General features: G+C 69.8%; 17 protein-coding genes and 1 pseudogene. 4 read left to right on the top strand and 14 right to left on the bottom strand.

What is annotated here, in order from left to right; all coding sequences use genetic code 11:
• Positions 1-23 precede the first annotated feature (23 nt).
• Positions 24-899, bottom strand: coding sequence for a type IV toxin-antitoxin system AbiEi family antitoxin domain-containing protein (locus tag QAD21_RS04865; protein WP_058252687.1), 876 nt, complete (start codon positions 897-899; stop codon positions 24-26).
• Between the two features lie 146 nt (positions 900-1,045).
• On the opposite strand from QAD21_RS04865, the gene QAD21_RS04860 reads away from it, so the two are divergent.
• On the top strand, positions 1,046-1,915 hold the full coding sequence (locus tag QAD21_RS04860; protein ID WP_058252686.1) for a 1,4-dihydroxy-2-naphthoate polyprenyltransferase: 870 nt from the start codon (positions 1,046-1,048) through the stop codon (positions 1,913-1,915).
• A gap of 30 nt (positions 1,916-1,945) precedes the next feature.
• On the opposite strand, the gene QAD21_RS04855 is transcribed toward QAD21_RS04860, so the two are convergent.
• The 6 genes from QAD21_RS04855 to QAD21_RS04830 all read right to left on the bottom strand — a co-directional run bounded on the left by QAD21_RS04855 (position 1,946) and on the right by QAD21_RS04830 (position 7,902).
• Entirely contained in the window at positions 1,946-2,806 is an 861-nt protein-coding gene (locus tag QAD21_RS04855) for a Clp protease N-terminal domain-containing protein (protein WP_058252671.1), read from the bottom strand.
• Complete coding sequence (locus QAD21_RS04850; protein WP_058252670.1) at positions 2,781-3,080, bottom strand: hypothetical protein; 300 nt, start codon at positions 3,078-3,080, stop codon at positions 2,781-2,783. The genes QAD21_RS04855 and QAD21_RS04850 overlap by 26 nt, the downstream gene beginning before the upstream one ends.
• A gap of 92 nt (positions 3,081-3,172) precedes the next feature.
• On the bottom strand, positions 3,173-5,737 hold the full coding sequence (locus QAD21_RS04845) for an FtsX-like permease family protein (protein WP_058252669.1): 2,565 nt from the start codon (positions 5,735-5,737) through the stop codon (positions 3,173-3,175).
• On the bottom strand, positions 5,737-6,438 hold the full coding sequence (locus QAD21_RS04840) for an ABC transporter ATP-binding protein (RefSeq protein ID WP_058252685.1): 702 nt from the start codon (positions 6,436-6,438) through the stop codon (positions 5,737-5,739). The genes QAD21_RS04845 and QAD21_RS04840 overlap by 1 nt, the downstream gene beginning before the upstream one ends.
• Positions 6,439-6,483: 45 nt before the next feature.
• Entirely contained in the window at positions 6,484-7,617 is a 1,134-nt protein-coding gene (locus QAD21_RS04835; RefSeq protein WP_065629221.1) for a PLP-dependent cysteine synthase family protein, read from the bottom strand.
• A gap of 12 nt (positions 7,618-7,629) precedes the next feature.
• Complete coding sequence (locus tag QAD21_RS04830; protein WP_223258954.1) at positions 7,630-7,902, bottom strand: DUF4229 domain-containing protein; 273 nt, start codon at positions 7,900-7,902, stop codon at positions 7,630-7,632.
• 295 nt (positions 7,903-8,197) lie between these two features.
• On the opposite strand from QAD21_RS04830, the gene QAD21_RS04825 reads away from it, so the two are divergent.
• The 3 genes from QAD21_RS04825 to QAD21_RS04815 all read left to right on the top strand — a co-directional run bounded on the left by QAD21_RS04825 (position 8,198) and on the right by QAD21_RS04815 (position 9,377).
• Positions 8,198-8,422 carry a BldC family transcriptional regulator gene (locus tag QAD21_RS04825; RefSeq protein WP_058252666.1) on the top strand — a complete coding sequence of 75 codons (225 nt, stop codon included), beginning with the start codon at positions 8,198-8,200 and terminating at the stop codon, positions 8,420-8,422.
• 136 nt (positions 8,423-8,558) lie between these two features.
• On the top strand, positions 8,559-8,777 hold the full coding sequence (locus tag QAD21_RS04820) for a hypothetical protein (protein ID WP_058252665.1): 219 nt from the start codon (positions 8,559-8,561) through the stop codon (positions 8,775-8,777).
• A 123-nt stretch (positions 8,778-8,900) separates the two neighbouring features.
• Positions 8,901-9,377, top strand: coding sequence for a helix-turn-helix transcriptional regulator (locus tag QAD21_RS04815; RefSeq protein WP_058252664.1), 477 nt, complete (start codon positions 8,901-8,903; stop codon positions 9,375-9,377).
• 36 nt (positions 9,378-9,413) lie between these two features.
• Here QAD21_RS04815 and ccsB read toward each other — a convergent pair whose 3' ends face one another.
• The 7 genes and pseudogenes from ccsB to QAD21_RS04780 form a co-directional block, all read right to left on the bottom strand.
• The gene (gene ccsB / locus QAD21_RS04810) at positions 9,414-10,433 is read right to left on the bottom strand and encodes a c-type cytochrome biogenesis protein CcsB (RefSeq protein WP_165630519.1); all 1,020 of its coding nucleotides are present in this window, start codon (positions 10,431-10,433) and stop codon (positions 9,414-9,416) included.
• A gap of 20 nt (positions 10,434-10,453) precedes the next feature.
• Positions 10,454-12,211 (bottom strand): cytochrome c biogenesis protein ResB, encoded by a 1,758-nt coding sequence (locus QAD21_RS04805; RefSeq protein ID WP_205333500.1) that lies wholly within the window; start codon positions 12,209-12,211, stop codon positions 10,454-10,456.
• An 11-nt stretch (positions 12,212-12,222) separates the two neighbouring features.
• Positions 12,223-13,035 carry a cytochrome c biogenesis CcdA family protein gene (locus tag QAD21_RS04800; RefSeq protein WP_065629218.1) on the bottom strand — a complete coding sequence of 271 codons (813 nt, stop codon included), beginning with the start codon at positions 13,033-13,035 and terminating at the stop codon, positions 12,223-12,225.
• Positions 13,035-13,628, bottom strand: a complete 594-nt coding sequence (locus tag QAD21_RS04795) for a TlpA disulfide reductase family protein (RefSeq protein ID WP_165630521.1) — start codon at positions 13,626-13,628, stop codon at positions 13,035-13,037. The genes QAD21_RS04800 and QAD21_RS04795 overlap by 1 nt, the downstream gene beginning before the upstream one ends.
• 15 nt (positions 13,629-13,643) lie before the next feature.
• Positions 13,644-14,269 (bottom strand): annotated as a pseudogene (locus QAD21_RS04790) (histidine phosphatase family protein).
• The gene (hemL, locus tag QAD21_RS04785) at positions 14,269-15,618 is read right to left on the bottom strand and encodes a glutamate-1-semialdehyde 2,1-aminomutase (protein ID WP_165630522.1); all 1,350 of its coding nucleotides are present in this window, start codon (positions 15,616-15,618) and stop codon (positions 14,269-14,271) included. Before hemL ends, QAD21_RS04790 begins: the two are co-directional and overlap by 1 nt.
• A gap of 83 nt (positions 15,619-15,701) precedes the next feature.
• Positions 15,702-16,643 (bottom strand): SGNH/GDSL hydrolase family protein, encoded by a 942-nt coding sequence (locus QAD21_RS04780; RefSeq protein ID WP_280360581.1) that lies wholly within the window; start codon positions 16,641-16,643, stop codon positions 15,702-15,704.
• Positions 16,644-16,726: the final 83 nt, after the last annotated feature.

The following is a 16,726-nucleotide window of genomic DNA, read 5'->3' as shown; positions in this document are numbered from 1 at the left end:
CAACGATGTGCGACAGCTGCAGTTCAGGCGGCGGTCGCAAGTGCCTGGGAGATCGACGTAGCGACGTAGTCCGCTCGGTCGCGGAGGTCACCCCAGGTGTAGTTCAGCACCGTCCAACCCGCCGCGATGAGCGCATTGCGTCGGGTACGGTCGCGCTGAAACGTCTCCGCGTCGCGGTGGAAAGCGAACCCGTCGATCTCCACCGCCACCATCCGGTCGAGGAAGGCGAAGTCGATCTCGTACCCGCAGGCCGGATGGTTCGCCACCCACCCTTCGATACCCGCGGTCCGGAGGATCGTGACAGCGAGCCGCTCGGCGGCCGACCGCGCACCCGATTCCAGCAGCTCGACCATCGGACCCATGTCCGCCGCGCCGACGCAACGGCGTCGCCGCTCGTAGGCCTCGACGAGACGCTCGACCGTGGTGCGCCGCTGCTGCAGCGCGGAATCGATGACCTCGATGCCGCCCTCTACCGCACCCTCCAAAACCGACAACGCGACCCCGGTGACCGGTAGCCCGTCCCGGGTCAGCACGTCGGCGTCGGCGAGAGCGCGGTTGAGAATCCGGACTCCCGTCACCGGATGACCGTGGCGGCCGCGGAGAGCGGTGACCGTGGGCAAGGCGGGTGGGGCTTCGACGATCCCATGCCACCATGCGGCAGCGAGTCCCGAGAGGACCCCGTGAGTGCCGACGGCCAGCGTCGCGGTCCGGATTCGCGTGCGGTCGGTCTCGGGGTGGTCGGCGAGCCGATAGACACGAGGATGCACCGATACCCACTCGCCGGCCCGCACCCGACGGTGCACCGCCGACCGGTTGATGCCGTGTTCGCGGGCATCGGCAGCGGTGAACACGCCGTCCTGCTCGAGGGCGAGCGCCCGAAAGTCCGGCGGAAGATGCATGACCTTCAGACGCACCTGCGCCGCAACCGGTTCCATCGCTCGACGGTCGCCGCAGATGTAGTGTGTCGTCGCGCCAGGCGCTACGAAGTTTCACACCTGCCGGGCAGCCGCCGACTCGCGCGCGCGGCCGTGACACGATGAACCCCGTGGCTACCCCCTCGCAGTGGATCCAGGGCGCTCGTCCGCGCACGCTCCCCAACGCGATCGCGCCGGTCGTGGTCGGTGTCGGCGCGGCGCTGCACTCCGGCGACGTCACATGGTGGAAGTCCGTACTCGCGCTGGCGGTGGCCGTCGCGTTCATCATCGGCGTGAACTTCGCCAACGACTACTCCGACGGCGTGCGGGGGACCGACGACGACCGGGTCGGTCCGATGCGCCTGGTCGGGTCGGGCGCCGCCTCGCCGAAGGCCGTGAAGACCGCCGCGTTCCTGTGCTTCGGGATCGGCGCGGTCTGCGGGCTCGTCCTCGCCATCGCGACGGCGTGGTGGCTCGTGCTGGTCGGCGCGATCTGCATCGCCGGCGCCTGGTTCTACACCGGCGGCAAACGCCCATACGGCTACGCCGGCTGGGGCGAGGTCGCGGTGTTCACCTTCTTCGGGCTCGTGGCCGTCCTCGGCACCCAGTTCGTCTCCGCCGGTCGCATCGATTGGGTCGGACTGGCCGGCGCGATCGGGATCGGTGCGATCTCGAGCAGCGTGCTGGTCGTCAACAACCTCCGAGACATCCCCAGCGACACCGAATCCGGCAAGATCACCCTCGCCGTGCGACTCGGTGACGCCCGGACCCGGTTTCTGTTCGCCGTGCTTCTCCTGACCCCGCTCGCGATCAGCGTGGTCCTGGCCTTCGCGACCCCCTGGGCGCTGCTCGGACTGGTGACGTTCCCGCTGCTGTGGCAGGCCTACGCCCCGGTCCGGACCGGGGCGGCCGGACCGGGACTGATCCCGTCGATCGGGACGACCGGGAAGGCGATGCTCGCCTGGGCGGTCGTCACGGCGGTCGCGCTCGCGCTCACCTGACGGACCTCGACGCCAGACCTGCGCCGACGATCAGACCTGCGCCTCGACGTCGGGCAGGCTCGCCACGACCGCGGCGCGGAGTTCGTCGGCCGTGGTGGCGGATTCGATCAGCGCCCGCGACGCGTCGTCGGCGGTGTCGATGATGCCCAGCAACAGGTACTCCGCGCGGAGGCGCCGGTCACCCCGTTCCCGCGCGATCTCCATGGCCCGGCCGAACACCGTCCGGGTGTCGTTCGCGAAACGCGGACGGGCGCCCCGGCCCCGCGGTCCGCGCCGGCCGCGACCCGGCTCCCAGGGCCCCTCGCCGCCGAACGGTCCGCCCGGTCCGAAACCACCCAGCCCGAAACCTCCTGGCCCGAAACCACCCGGTCCGAAACCCTCCGGTCCGAAACCCTCTGGTCCGAAACCCTCTGGCCCGAGACCCTGTGGGCCGCAATCCGGCCGGGGTCCGCGACCGCGACCATGGTGCCGGTGCCCCCGACGCCCGTGACCACGTCCTCGGGGGCCGCGCTCGGCACGCTCGCCCCAGCCATCGGACAGGTCCTCACCGAAGCGACCGCGCACCGCTTCCCGGACCTTGTCGAGGTCGATTCCGATGCTGCGCAGGGCTTTTCGATCCTCCTCGTAGCGTTCGCGGGCCGACTCGTCGTCGGCGGTCTCCGCGGTGTCGGACCGTTCCGCGTGCTCGCCGTGGTACTTCCGGACCACCTCCCGGGCCGACGTCAGCGTCAACCCCTGATCGGCCAGCAGCGCGAACAACGGGCTGCGGGCGTTGCAGAGCATGCCCAGGATCAGGTGGTCATTGCCGAGTTGCCGGTGACCCAGGTCGCCGGCCTCCTGCGTGGCGAAAGCCAGCAGCATCTTGTCATCGCGACTGATTCGCTCGAACATCTGTGTCTCCTTCTGGCCCACTCGCGCGGGCCTCACGTTGTGAGTGCTTCTGATGCACGGCCTGTCGGCTGATCTGCAGCACTTCTGCGATCGCCTGCCAGCTCCACCCGTGGGCACGGGCGTTGGCCACCTGCACGTCCTCGAGCCGGTCGGCCAGGGTGCGCAGGGCGCGTACCGCGGCCAGGCCCCTCGCCGGATCGCCGCTCGCGGCGTCTCCGGCCAGCTCGGCGCTCGATGCGTCGGGTGCGGTGTCGGTGCTGTGGTCGTCGTGCATGATGTCAGGTTATGTTGACATCTCCGCTATGTCAAGAATTATTGACAAGCGGGGCATGGCACATCTGATTCGATCGCGCCGCCGCGAGCGGACTACTCGTTCTGGATCGACTCGCTGATGTTCATCCGCCCGGCCCGGACCGCGGGGACGAACGCACCGATCAGGCAGAGAGCCACGGCGATGGTCACGAAGAGCAGGGCCGACGGCCGTGGCGAGTACAGCACCGTCAGGGACGTCGTGATGGTCAGGATCTGGTTGCTGAGCAGATGCATGGCGGCACCGAGGGCGACGCCGAGGACCGACCCGACCAGGGCGACCGCTCCCGCCTCGGCGAGCACCGTCCGCGAGACGAACCGGCGGGAGGCCCCCATCGCCCGCAGGACGCCCAGTTCGCGGCGTCGTTCGAGGACCGACAGCAGCAGCGTGTTGAGCAGTGCGATCGCGGCCGCACCGGCGACGATCCACTGGATGGCGACCGCGAACGCGCCCGCCTGCTCGACAGTGGCCTGGGTGGCCGCGAGGGCCTCGGCACCGCTGTAGACACTGATGGGCTTGTTGCCCGTCGTCGGGACGCCGTCGACGAGCGCCTCGAGGTCCCGGCGGACCTGCTCCGGGTCGGCATCGGGCGAGGTGATCACCTGCAGGTAGGTGTCGCCGTCGCGATCGAACCACTCCCCCAGCAACTCCTGCGACATGGCCGCCACACCGGAGTCGAGGGAGACATAGTCGACGGTGTCGCGCACGACCGTCTGCCGCGGACCGTTGGGGGTCGCGAGTTCCACCGTGTCGCCCGTGCCCACGCCCAATGCGCGGGCCAGCACGTTCGACATCAGGATGCCGTCGCCGGCGAGGACGCTCGCCACCGCTTCCGGCGACGCCTTGCGCATGAACGGTGCGCGCGAACCCGGCTCGAGCCCTTGCACATTCGCTTTGCTCTCGCCGATGTTGACCGCGGCCCACTGACCACCGACGACCTCGGTGACCCCGGGAACCGCCGCAACGCGTTCGGCCACCGAGGGCGGCAGGATCGGACCCAGGGGCAGGCTCGCGGCCGACGTCGACGACACGTAGAAGTCCGGATCCCCCAGTCCGTCGAGCGATTTCGACATCGACGAGACGAGGTTGTCCAGTGCTCCCGACGTCCCCATGCCGACCGCGATGGCCACCGCGACCGTCATCAGCGTCGCCCACGCGCGCCGCGGGGCGCGCTCGCTGTTCACCGAGGCGAGCTGTCCGGGGCCACCGAACCAGCGCGCCACCCGAACCACCGCCCAGGCCAGCGGTTTCGACAGCGCGAAGCACAGCAGCAGCGCGCCGACCAGATAGAAGACGCCGGCCACGATGGCCGGGCGGCCCGGCACGGTTGCCACGACCACCCACGACGCGATCAGGCCGGCGACCCCGAGCACCGCGGCGATCACCACCGCGGGACCACGCCGCGCGGCGGAGTCCGACACCTCGACCGGAGCCATCGCCTCCACCGGCGAGACCGCGAACACCGCCCGCGCGGCCAGCGTCGTCGCCGCGACACACGCGACCACGCAGGCGATCACCGCCGCCGCGGGCGCGTACCCGGGCAGGTGGTAGTTGATGACGGTGCCGACGGAATCGGCCGGGGGTTCGGGCAGGCTGCTGATCACCGCCCGCCCGGCCAGGATTCCGAGGGGGATGCCGAGTACGCCGCCGACGAAACCCATCAGCGCGGCCTCGCCGAGCATGTCCCCGACGAGGTGAGACCGCTTGGCGCCCAACGCCCGGATCATCGCCAGCGACCTCCGCCGCGACGCCACCGCCATGTTCATCGTGTTGAACACCAGGAAGGCGGCGATCACCAGCGACACGAGCGAGACCAGCAGGGTCGCATCGCGGGTCACCGAACTCGCGACCTCGGCCTGCTTGGCGCGGAAGTCCGGATCGACCACCACCGCGCGGCCGTCCACGATGCCCTGCACCTGCGAGCGCACGGCGGACAGATCGGCGCCGGGCTCGGTCACGATGAGGATCGAGTCGAGCCGGCCCTCGAGTCCGACGAGCCGCTGCGCGAGGTCGACGTAGGCGAAGAGAAAGCGGCCGTTGTTGAGACCGGCGGCCTGCTCGTTGCCGACGACCTCGAGGACCTCGACCTCGATCCCGTTGACGGTCAATCGGTCTCCGCGGTCGAGCCCGAGTCCCGGGCCGACGAACACGCCGGTGCGCAGTCGGTCCAGGTCGACGGTCCCCGGACCGGTCCCGGCCTGCCCCTGCTGCAGGGCGCCGCGCAGACTGCCCGAGAGCTGGGTGACGCGTTGATCGGAGCCGAGCAGCGGCACGGCCGAACCGTCGACGACGACCGACCCGCGGATCATCGGCACGACGGCCGCCGCCGCGTCGACGTCGCGACGGATCTCGCCGGCCAGCGACTCGTCGACGCCGGTGTCGGTGATGCCGGCGACCTCGATGTCGGCGACCCCCGACACCGCATTGTTGAAGTCCCGCACCGACTCCGACGCCGACCCGTAGGTCCCGAGCACCGCGATCAGCAACGCCGACGACACGACCACCACCGCCAGCGAGGTGAGCAGGCGCAGCCGGTGGGTACGGATCTCGCGCAGGTTCAGCAGGCGGATGCGGGTCAGACCGGCGGCTAGGGCGGCGGCCCGAGAACCCCGTCGCGCCACTAGGCGATCTTCCCGTCGCGGACCGTGATGGTGGTGTCGGCGACCGCGGCGGCCTTCGGGTCGTGGGTCACCATCACCACCAGCCGATCGGGGGTGTCGTGGGCGACCTCGGAGAGCAGTTCGAGTACCGCCTCACCCGTCTTGGAGTCCAGGTTGCCGGTCGGTTCGTCGGCGAGCAGGATCGTCGGGTCCATGATGAGCGAGCGGGCGATCGCGACGCGCTGCATCTGGCCGCCGGACAGCTCCGAGGGCCGATGGTCGACCCGGTCGCCGAGTCCGACCCGCGCAAGCAGTTCCACGGCACGGGGTTTCGCCTTGCGGAGCGACTGGTTGTCGAGCAGTCGCGGCAGCGCGACGTTCTCCCACGCCGACATCGTCGGCACGAGGTTGAAGAACTGGAAGATGAACCCGACGCGGTTGCGCCGGAACTCGGAGGCGGCGGTGTCGTCGAGTGCCCCGAGGTCGACACCGTCGATGCTGATCCGGCCCGACGTCGGGGTGTCGAGAGCTCCGAGTACGTGCAGCAGGGTGCTCTTGCCCGCTCCCGACGGGCCGACCACCGAGACGAACTGACCGCCGTCGATGGACAGGTTCAGACCGTCGAGGGCGCGAACCCGTTCCTCGCCCATCTGGTACTCGCGCACCAGATCGACCGCTTCCACCAGGGCACTTCCGGTGCCGGGCGTCCGCCCGGGTTCCATCGACACTCCCGGATCGTAACCCACCCGCGGCGACCGGCCCGGGTCTCAGGCGGTCCAGCGACCGGTGGCGAGGAACTGGTCGAGCACCGTCTCGGCGGGGCCGAGGTCGAACGAACCGGCGGCGAGCCAGTCGTCGTCGAAGTAGGTCGTCGCGTACCGGTCACCCGAGTCACACAACAGGGTGACGATGCTGCCGGGCGTGCGCGCGGCGACCATCTCGGCGACGAGCGAGAAGGCCCCCCACATGTTGGTGCCGGTGGAGCCACCGACCCGACGACCCAGGAGGTCGCTCACGCGCCGCGCGGTCGCGATCGACGCCGCATCGGGCACCCCGATCATGCGGTCGATGACCTGCGAGATGAACGACGGCTCGACCCGCGGCCGGCCGATGCCCTCGATGCGCGAGCCGGTCTGGGCGGTCAGCGTGCCGTCCGCCGACGCGTAGGCCGGCAGGAACACCGAGTTCTCCGGGTCGACGACGGCCAGCCAGGTGTCGTGGCGCCGGTAGCGCACATACCGTCCGAGGGTCGCCGATGTACCGCCGGTACCCGCCCCCACGACGATCCAGGTGGGGATCGGGTGTTCCTCCTCGGCCAGCTGGGCGAAGATCGACTCGGCGATGTTGTTGTTGCCGCGCCAATCGGTGGCCCGTTCGGCCATCGTGAACTGGTCGATGAAGTGGCCACCGAGTTCGGACTCGAGACGCAACGCCTCGGCATAGACCTCACCGGGGTGCTCGACGAAATGACACCGCCCGCCGTGGCGTTCGATGAGTGCCGTCTTCGCCGGGGACGTGCTCCGTGCCATCACCGCGATGAACGGGACGCCGATCAGCTCGGCGAAGTAGGCCTCGCTCACCGCCGTCGACCCCGACGACGCCTCGATCACCGGCGTGCCCTCGACGACCCACCCGTTGCACAGCGCATAGAGGAACAGCGAGCGCGCGAGCCGGTGCTTCAGCGACCCCGTCGGATGGGTCGACTCGTCCTTGACATAGAGGTCCACGCCGACCTCGCGGCTCGTGTCGCCGTCGGCGACGGTCCAACGGGACCATGCGGGCAGCGCGACGCGGAGGAGATGGGTGTCGGCACTGCGCCGGCCGTCGGCCTCGATGAGGCGGACGGCGTTCTGGGTCCAGGCCCGATCAGCGCGACGGTCGACGACTCGCGTGGGTTCCACGGGTCGCCGAACTCACTTCTCGCCGCGGAGCCGGGCCTGCAGGTCGTCGTGCTTGGAACGGCGACCGGCCTCCAGTGCCGCGATCTCGCTGTTGACCTTCAGACGCAGGGTCTTGAACAGGACCATGCCGAGCGGGAGCGCGATCAGCACCCCGAACACCGCCGCCACGAGGAACGGCACCTCGACGCCGACCAGGTTGCCGCCGACCATGATGATCACCACGACCGCGGTGACGAGCAGCAGACGCGCGAACGTGTATGCGAACAGGGCGAACGCCAGGGTCATCGGGCGTCCACTCGCCTGCGGCGTGGCGTCGCCGGCCGTGGTCTCGCGGGTGGCCGCGTCGGGCGTGGCCTTCTTGCCGGGGGTGGGGTCGGGCGTTTCACTCACCCCCTCAGCGTACTGGGCGGTCTCGGCGCTCCCGCAGGTCGCGGGCCTTTGCATGCTCTTTACCTCCCACTGACGGTTCGAGTACCTGGGCGATTTGCGTGTATTCATAAGGAACTCGTCCACCACCGTGCAGAGCCGCTTCGCCATCTCGGCGCACCGACCGAGCACTCCAACACGCACAGGGGGAATCATGACCAGCATCGAGACCGCACCGCCCACGACCTACATCACCCCGGGACTGGCCAGCCAGCACACGTTGACCCCCGGCCAGGTCGCCGCGATGTTCAACGTGAATCCCAAGACGGTCGCCCGCTGGGCGAGCTCCGGCATCCTCGGCTCGATCCGCACCCCAGGCGGCCACCGACGCTTCCGCGAGGAGGACGTCGTAGCCTTGCTCAACCGCCGCGCCCACTGACCCGGCGGCCCTGTAGTTCTCCCGACGACCCGACGCCCGGCCGGACCTCATCCGATCAGTGGAGAAGTGCGGGTCAGGTCGGCTTTCGCCCTGACCTCTCAGGCGTCTCACGTACGCTGGTCGTCGGGAGGTTGTCATGATCTATCTGTTCGCCGTTCTGGGTCTGCTGGCCATCGGTTTCCTCATGTGGCGCGCCTTCGGGCCCCACTCCGACGAGTCCGGCGACACCCCTTCGCCCGGCCCGCGTCGATCCCGTCCCCGCGGCCCGCTCGGCCCCGACGACGACCCCGATTTCCTGCGCGACCTGGACAATCGCACCCGCGGCACCAACGGCACCGACGGTGATGAGATCTGAGGCGTGACGCGCGGCCGAAAAGCTGAGACCAGGTTCAGAACGTCTCTGCGGAACATACCCGTGGGTAGGGTATTGTCCACTTCACCATCGACTCCCCGATGGCCGGACCGAGAGAAGGCGCCGTTGAACCCGGGACGATCTCCGCGAGGGGCGTCGACCGATGACGACCTGAGCTTCGCCGAGAAGATCGGATACCTCTTCGAACACAGCCGTGACGAGAACGGCATCCGATATACCGGCAAGAAGATCGCCGAGAAGGCCAACCGTCTCGGCTACTCGCTGTCCGACGCGTACATCTCCCAGCTACGCACCGGCAAGGCCCGCACGCCGTCGTTCCGCACCGTCGAGGCCATCGCTCGCGCCTTCGACGTCAGCGTCACCTATTTCCTGTCCAACCCCGACGAAGACCTCGAACGCGTTCGGCAGCAACAGAATTACGTCGAGATGCTCCAGGTCACCGGGAGCCACCTGTCCGGCATCGACATGGGTTCGCTGTGCCCGGACACCATCGACGCACTCATCGACCTGCTCAAACTGGTCAAAGCCCAGGCGATCGCCAAGCGGGCGGAGGAGAACTCCCCGAGCGAGGCGTCCGGCTGACGGTTTCCGCCGGCGGGCCTCACGACCGGGCGGTACTCACAGACCGGCGTAGGAGTGCAGCCCCGAGACGACCAGGTTGATGATGAACAGGTTGAACAGCATCGCCACGAATCCGGCGACGTTGATCCAGGCCGCGGCATTGCTGCGCCAGCCCGCCGTCGCGCGTGCGTGCAGATAGGCCGCGTAGATCACCCAGGCGATGAAGGACACCGTCTCCTTGGGGTCCCAGCCCCAGAATCGGCCCCAGGCCGCCTCGGCCCAGATGGCACCGCAGATCACCCCGAGGCCGAACAGCGGGAAGCCGATCACGACGCACTTGTAGGCCAGGCGGTCGAGTTGCTCGACGGACGGCAGATGTTCGACGACCCGACGGACTGCGCCGCCCAGACCCGGACGGGTCGCGGTTGTGGCGGAGTCGTCGGACGAGGTCGGAGCCCACCGCATCTTGATCAGGTAGAGGATGCTAGCCACACCGGACACCAGCAGGATGCCCGAGGACACCGAGATGATCGAGACGTGCACGGCGAGCCAGTAGGACTTCAGGGCCGGGACGACGGGTGCGGCCTGGGTGTAGAGCCAGCGACCGGCGATGAACATCAGCAGGATGACGGGCAACAGCACGAACGAGAGCAGCGGGCGGTGCTCGCGCTTGCGCAGGATGATCAGGGCGGCGAGCACGCCCGCGGCACACGTCATCGAGATGAACTCGTACATGTTGCCCCAGGGCGCACGGTCGGTCGCGATGCCGCGGAGCACGATCGAACCGATGTGCGCGGCGAGGCCGACGACGACGACCGGGAGCGCCATGTTGCCGAGCTTCTCGCCCAGGGTCCGGCGCGACGACTCGTCGACCCGCCCGGGCACCCGCGTGTCGGTTCCGTTCGCCCCGGCGTTGACCAGCTGCTTCTGCTCGAGGCGTCGGCCGCGGACCGCGGCGAGGGCGCCCAGGAACAAGATGACCGCGACGACGTAGACCGTCATGGCCGTGCCGTAGAGCAGGTCCGAGTACCGCGCGAGGGTCTCGTCGATCGGCATCGCCGGAGCGTCGGTGTTCATGTGCTTCCTTTCGCCGGCCGCTAGAGCCGCCGGGTCGTCCGCCGCGAGGCAGGTCCGTCGGCGTCGTCGGCCACCAGCTCGGCCGCCTGCTCGTCGAAGCCCTCACCCCAACCGGCCTGATCGGTACGCGCCAGCCCGGCGATTTCTACTACAGTACGTCGTTGCCCAGTGTCCGGGCCATCGGTGTCCGGGCCATCGGTGTCCTGGCCATCGCCGTCGGCATGAGCGCTCGCAGCCGGCACCGGGACCAGGCGGGCCCAGATGCGGCGGCGGCGGATCAGCAGCGACACCAGCAGACCGCCGAGCATGACGATCGAGCTCACCAGCACCCAGATCTGGGCGGGGTCGTGCGAGACCTGGACCGACACCCACCGCTCGTAGCCGTCGAAGGTCACCGTCGTGCCGTCGGCGAGGGTGTGGCTCTGGCCGACCGCGAGGTTGACCTGCGCCTGACGTTGGAGGCGGCCCTGTTCGACGAGGTCCTGATCGAGCGAGTAGACGTTCTGCGGTCTGCCGGTGTCCAGACCGGTGTCGCCCTTGAAGATCCGGATCGCGACGAAGGGGTCGTCGGGGGTCGGCGACGACGACGTCAGCAGCGAGCCGTGGAACGACGCGGTGGGCGCGAACAGGCCCTCCAGCGCGATCTGGTTCTTCCGGCGGTCGTCGGCGTCGGGGTACAGACCCGCCGGGGTGTCGAAACGGGCCGCGCCCGAGGAGAGCATCGTCTGGAGCTCGTCCGGCACGAACGGGGTGGTCTGCGTGCGCTTCTCCCCGTTGGGGAAGGTCACCGTGAACGTCGGCGCGAAACCGTTGCCGAGGACGTAGACCCGGTCGCCCGCGACGCGAAGCGGTTCGTTGACGCGCACCGACGCGGTGTCCCAGCCGGCGGGATCGCCGAGGTTGCCCACGCTGCCGTCACTGCCCGCGGCGTACCGGATGGTGGCGTCGTACATGTCGGGCTGACCGCTGGGCAGGAAGGTCGCCGAGAAGTCGTCGACGCGGAAGCAGAACGGCGACAGGTCGGTGCCGTCGACCAGGTTGCCGGCGCGGAACGAGTCGTAGACCGCGGTCGAGGTGTTGCACAGTCCCTGTTCGCCGTCGGCGACGAGGCTGCGGGTGCCCTCGTAGCCGTACATCTTGCCCAGCGCGATCGACACCAGCAGCGCCAGCAGCGCGAAGTGGAACACCAGGTTGCCGAACTCGCGCAGGTAGCCCTTCTCCGCCGAGACCTCGACGCACCCGTCCGGATACGCCTTGCTCGGCTCGCGGACCACGACCTCGCGACGCCACCCGCGCAACCGGCCGTCGATCCGTCGGGCGACCGTCTCCGGATCCCCGTCGACGGTGTGGGTCACGTGCCGCGGCAAGCGCGACAGGTTGCGCGGTGCGGCAACGGGTTTCGCGCGCAGGCTGTGGAAGTGCTCGACCATGCGCGGCGTCAGGCAGCCGACGAGGGAGATGAAGAGCAGGACGTAGATCGCGGTGAACCAGGCGCTGGAGAAGACGTCGAAGAGCTGCAGGCGGTCCATCCACACGCCGAGCTGACCGCGGGCGGCGATGTACTCCAGGGTCTTCTGCTCGTTGAGCTCGCGCTGCGGGAGCAGGGCACCCGGGATCGCGGCGAGGGCGAGCAGGAACAGCAGGATCAGCGCGGTCCGCATCGAGGTCAGCGAACGCCACAGGTTGCGCAGCGGCCACAGCACCCGGCGGCGGGCCCAGTGGGGCTTCGGGGCCGGCTCGGGGGTGTCCACCTGCGGGCGGTCGGTCACATCGGTCATCAGGACAGCACTCAGATCGGTAGTTGGGTGTCGGTGACGAAGCGGACCTGGACCCAGACGATGAACTGGTCCCACCAGCCGGTCAGGAGGGCGACGCCGACCCCGATCAGCAGGACGCCCCCGATCACCTGGATCGTGCGGGCGTTCCGGCGGAGCCAGCCGAGACTGCGCAGGGCCCAGGCCGAGGAGAACGCCAGGATCACGAAGGGCAGGCCCAGGCCGAGGCAGTACGCGACGATGAGGGTCACGCCCTTGGCCGCCGTCGACCCCTCGGTCCCGCTGACGGTCGCGATCACCGCCGCGAGGGTCGGCCCGAGGCACGGCGTCCAGCCGAGTGCGAAGACCGCTCCGAGCAGCGGCGCCCCGACGATGTTGGAGACCCGCCGCGGCTCGAAGCGGACCTCCCGCTGCAACGCCGGGATGAGACCGATGAACACCAGTCCCATGGCGATGGTCACGACCCCGCCGATGCGTTGCAGCAGTTCGCGATTCAACACGAAGGTACTGGTCACGCCGAGGACGGTGGCGGTGGCGGCGACGAAGACGACGGTGAAGCCGAGGACGAACAGGCCGGCGGCCAGCGCGACCCGCGACCGGCCGCTCTTGGCGCTCTCCCCCACCTTCACCGCGGGCGCCTCGGCCCCGACGAGACCCGCGAGGTAGGACAGGTAGCCCGGGACGAGGGGCACGACGCACGGGGAGGCGAAGGACACGAGCCCGGCGAGCAGGCAGGCGGCGAAGGCGAGCAGCAGCGGTCCGCTGGAGACGGTGTCGGCGAAGGTGTCGCCGATCGAGGAGGCGAGCACCAGGGTGGTGGGGTCCATCACATCGACCCCGCCGGCTCGGCCGCGACGCGCTTGACGACCTCGTCGAGCTCGTTGTCGGAGACCGCCTTGAGGAACACCGCCGCCGGACGGTGCTCACGATCGAGGACGATCGTCGTCGGCACCACCGAGGTGGGCGTGGTCAGAGCGGCCAGTGACATCCCCGGGAAGTCGTAGATCGACGGGAACCCGACCTTGCGGTCGAGCACGAAGTCCTTGGCGGACTCCCGGTCGTCGCGCAGGTTGATGCCGAGGAATTCCACCCCGTCGGCGCGATTGCGTTCGTAGACGCGCTCGAGGTCGTCGGCCTCACCGCGGCAGGGTCCGCACCATGAACCCCACACGTTGACGACGACGACCTTGTCCGCGAACCGCTCGTCGGACAGCGACAGCGGCTGCTCGGTGACGAGGTCCTCGCCGGCGAGTTCGGCGATCGGCTTGCGCTCGTCGGGCGCGTAGGTGATGACGGTCTGCCCGCCCGGTGACACGAACTGGAAGGTGTTCCCCTGCGCGACCGCGTCGTCGCCGGTGCTGCATCCGGCGACCAGCAGGATCAGGGCCGACAACATCGTCGGCAGGAGGAACTTGCGCACTACGTCAGGCTTTCTTCACGCACCGGTGGCCAGTGGGTCCGAGGACCGGCCGGCTCGGAGTAGATGATGTCGACGAGGGCGTCGTCGTCGTAGATGAGGCTGGTCAGCGAGGCCAGCGAGCACTGGCGGCGACGCGGGTCGTGCCAGAGGCGCTGACCTTCGAGGAACCGGCGCAACGTGTACACGGGCAGTTGGTGGCTGACGCAGACGGCTTCGTGACCGCGGGCGGCGTCGCGGGCCTTGTTCGCCGCGGCCAGCATGCGGTGCGCGAGCTGGATGTAGGGCTCGCCCCACGACGGCGTGAACGGGTCGCGGAGTTTGGGCCAGTGCCGGGGCTTGCTCAGCGCACCGTCGCCGACGGAGACCTTGAGACCCTCGAAGACGTTGTCGGCTTCGATGAGGTCGTCGTTGGTGAGGATCGGGATGCCGTGCGCGGCGGCGATCGGGGTGGCGGTCTCCTGCGCGCGCTGCAGCGGCGAGGCGAACACGGCCTTGACGTCGTGGTCGGCGAGGGTGTCGGCGACCTTACGGGCCTGCGCCTGGCCGTCGCCGGAGAGGCGGAAGCCGGGGAGACGGCCGTACAGGATGCCGTCGGGGTTGTCGACCTCTCCGTGGCGCATCATGTGGACGATCGTGTGCATCAGGCGTTGTCCCCCGGGGTGGCTGCGGTCGCGGCCGCCTGCGCTGCCGCGGGCAGCGCATCGGCGATCTGCGAGAAAGCATCCTCGTCCAGCGCCGCGGACACAAACCAGGCTTCGTAGGCGCTCGGCGGCGCGTACACGCCACGCTCGAGCAGGGCGTGGAAGAATGGCGCAAACCGCCAGGTCTCGGTGGCGGCGACGCCGTCGTAGTCGAAGATCGGGATCTCCGGGTCGGTAGTGAAGAACACACTCAGCAGGCTGCCCGCCTTCTGCACGCGGTGGGCCACCCCGGCCGCGGAGAGGGCCTCGTGCAGCACGGTCGCGAGCCGGTCGGCGTTCGCGTCGAGCGTGCGGTAGACCTCGACGTCGGCGTTGCGCAGGGTGGCGAGGCCGGCGGCGACGGCGACGGGATTCCCCGACAGCGTGCCCGCCTGGTACACCGGCCCGGTCGGCGCGAGACGTTCCATGACGTCCGCACGGCCGCCGAACGCCGCCGCGGGCAGACCTCCGCTCATGACCTTGCCGAAGGTGTAGAGGTCACCGGCCACGCCCTCGAGTCCGTACCAGCCACTCGGGCTCACCCGGAACCCGGTCATGACCTCGTCCATGATCAGCAGCGCGCCGTGGCGGCGCGTCAGGTCGCGGAGTCCGGCGTTGAATCCCTCGACCGGCGCGACCGCGCCCATGTTCCCGGCCGCCGCCTCGGTGATGACGGCGGCGATGTCGTCGCCGAACTCGGCGAAGGCGTCGGCGACGGCGGTGAGGTCGTTGTAGGGCAGCACGAGGGTGTCGTGTGCCGACGCACCGGTGACGCCGGGGCTCGTCGGCAGGCCGAGCGTGGCGACGCCGGAGCCGGCCGCGGCCAGCAGTGCGTCGACGTGACCGTGGTAGCAGCCGGCGAACTTGATGATCTTGGACCGGCCCGTGTACCCGCGGGCCAGGCGGATCGCCGACATCGTCGCCTCGGTGCCGGAGTTCACCAGCCGGACACGCTCGACGGGGTCGACGCGGCCGATGATCTCCTCGGCGAGTTCGATCTCGGCCTCGGTCGGGGCGCCGAACGACAGGCCGCCGGTGGCCGCCTCACGCACCGCCTCGACGACGGCCGGGTGCGCGTGCCCCAGGATCATCGGACCCCAGGAGCTCACGAGGTCGACGTAGTCGTTGCCGTCGGCGTCGGTCAGCCGGCATCCGGACGCCGAGGCGATGAAGCGAGGGGTCCCGCCGACCGCGGAGAACGCGCGCACCGGGGAGTTGACGCCGCCCGGGATGGCCTGCGTCGCGCGGGTGAACAGCGCGGCGGAGGCGGCCGTGCCGGGAGCGGGCGTGGCAGCAGCGGAAGGGGTCACGGCCTACAGTGTTCCAAACGGCACCGGGGGACCCAAATCCTCGCTGGTGGGAGGGGGTGCGACCCGGCTGGAACCGGACCCGGTCAGCTCGCGAGCGCGGTGCGCACCTGCTCGGCGATCGCCGCCTGACCCGCCTCGTTGGGATGCACCGCGCCGGGTCCCGAGGTGGTCATCGGCTCGATCCAGCGCTGCGCGCCGGCACACGCGTCGTGACCCTCGGACACCTGTGACATGTCGACGAACTCGACGCCCTCGTCCTCGGCCGCGCGCCGCCCGTACGTGTTGAGCGCGGTCTGGAGCTCGCGGATCATCGATACGTCCCCGGCGGCGAGTCGCATCTCGGGATAGCAGCCGGCGGTCGGCGGGACCAGCCAGGGATAGCCGACGAGCAGGACGCGCGCGTTCGGCGCGCGGTCCCGGACGTCGCGCAGGGCTTGGCGCACGGCGGGATAGATGTCGGTGGCGACCGGCTCGATCAGCGCCCGTCCGTAACGGTCCGTGCACGGCGAGCCGGTGCGGTCGGCGTCGGCCAGTTCGCCGCAGAGCCGGATCGCGCGACCGTACGTCTCCTCGTCGTTGCCGCCGATCATCATCGTGACCACGTCGGTGTCGCCGTCGAGGGCGTCGAGCTGGGGCGGCACGCCCTGGTGCTGCGACTCGCGGAAGTCGTCGGTGTCGGCGCCCGCGCAGCTGACGTCGGTGAGGTCGAAGTCCTCGTCCGCCGCGACGACGTGCGCGTAGTTCCTCGACGACCGCAGGCAGTAGATCGGCGAGTCCTCCTGCAGTGGCCGCACGCCGGTCCCGGCGCTGAAGCTGTCGCCGAGGTTCACGAACGCCGTCGACTGTGCAGGCGTTCGCGTCGACTGTGCAGGTGTTTCCGTCGACTGTGCAGGTGTTTCCGTCGACTGGGCGTCGTTCTGCGTCGACTGTGCACAGCCGGCGAGGACCGCTCCCGCCGCGAGCAGCACGAGCCCGGACCGGATGAGCCGCCGTGGACGTCGATCGTCGAACCTGCGTGCCGTCATGTCGCCATCCTGCGTCCGGTGAAGCCCGTCGGCAACCACCGACCGGCCGCCCGCCCACGCGAGTAGCGTGGTTCGCCGAGGGG

Source organism: Gordonia sp. SMJS1, from assembly GCF_029866425.1.
Taxonomy (GTDB): domain Bacteria; phylum Actinomycetota; class Actinomycetes; order Mycobacteriales; family Mycobacteriaceae; genus Gordonia; species Gordonia hongkongensis.
This window is presented reverse-complemented; position numbering and strand designations above follow the sequence as displayed.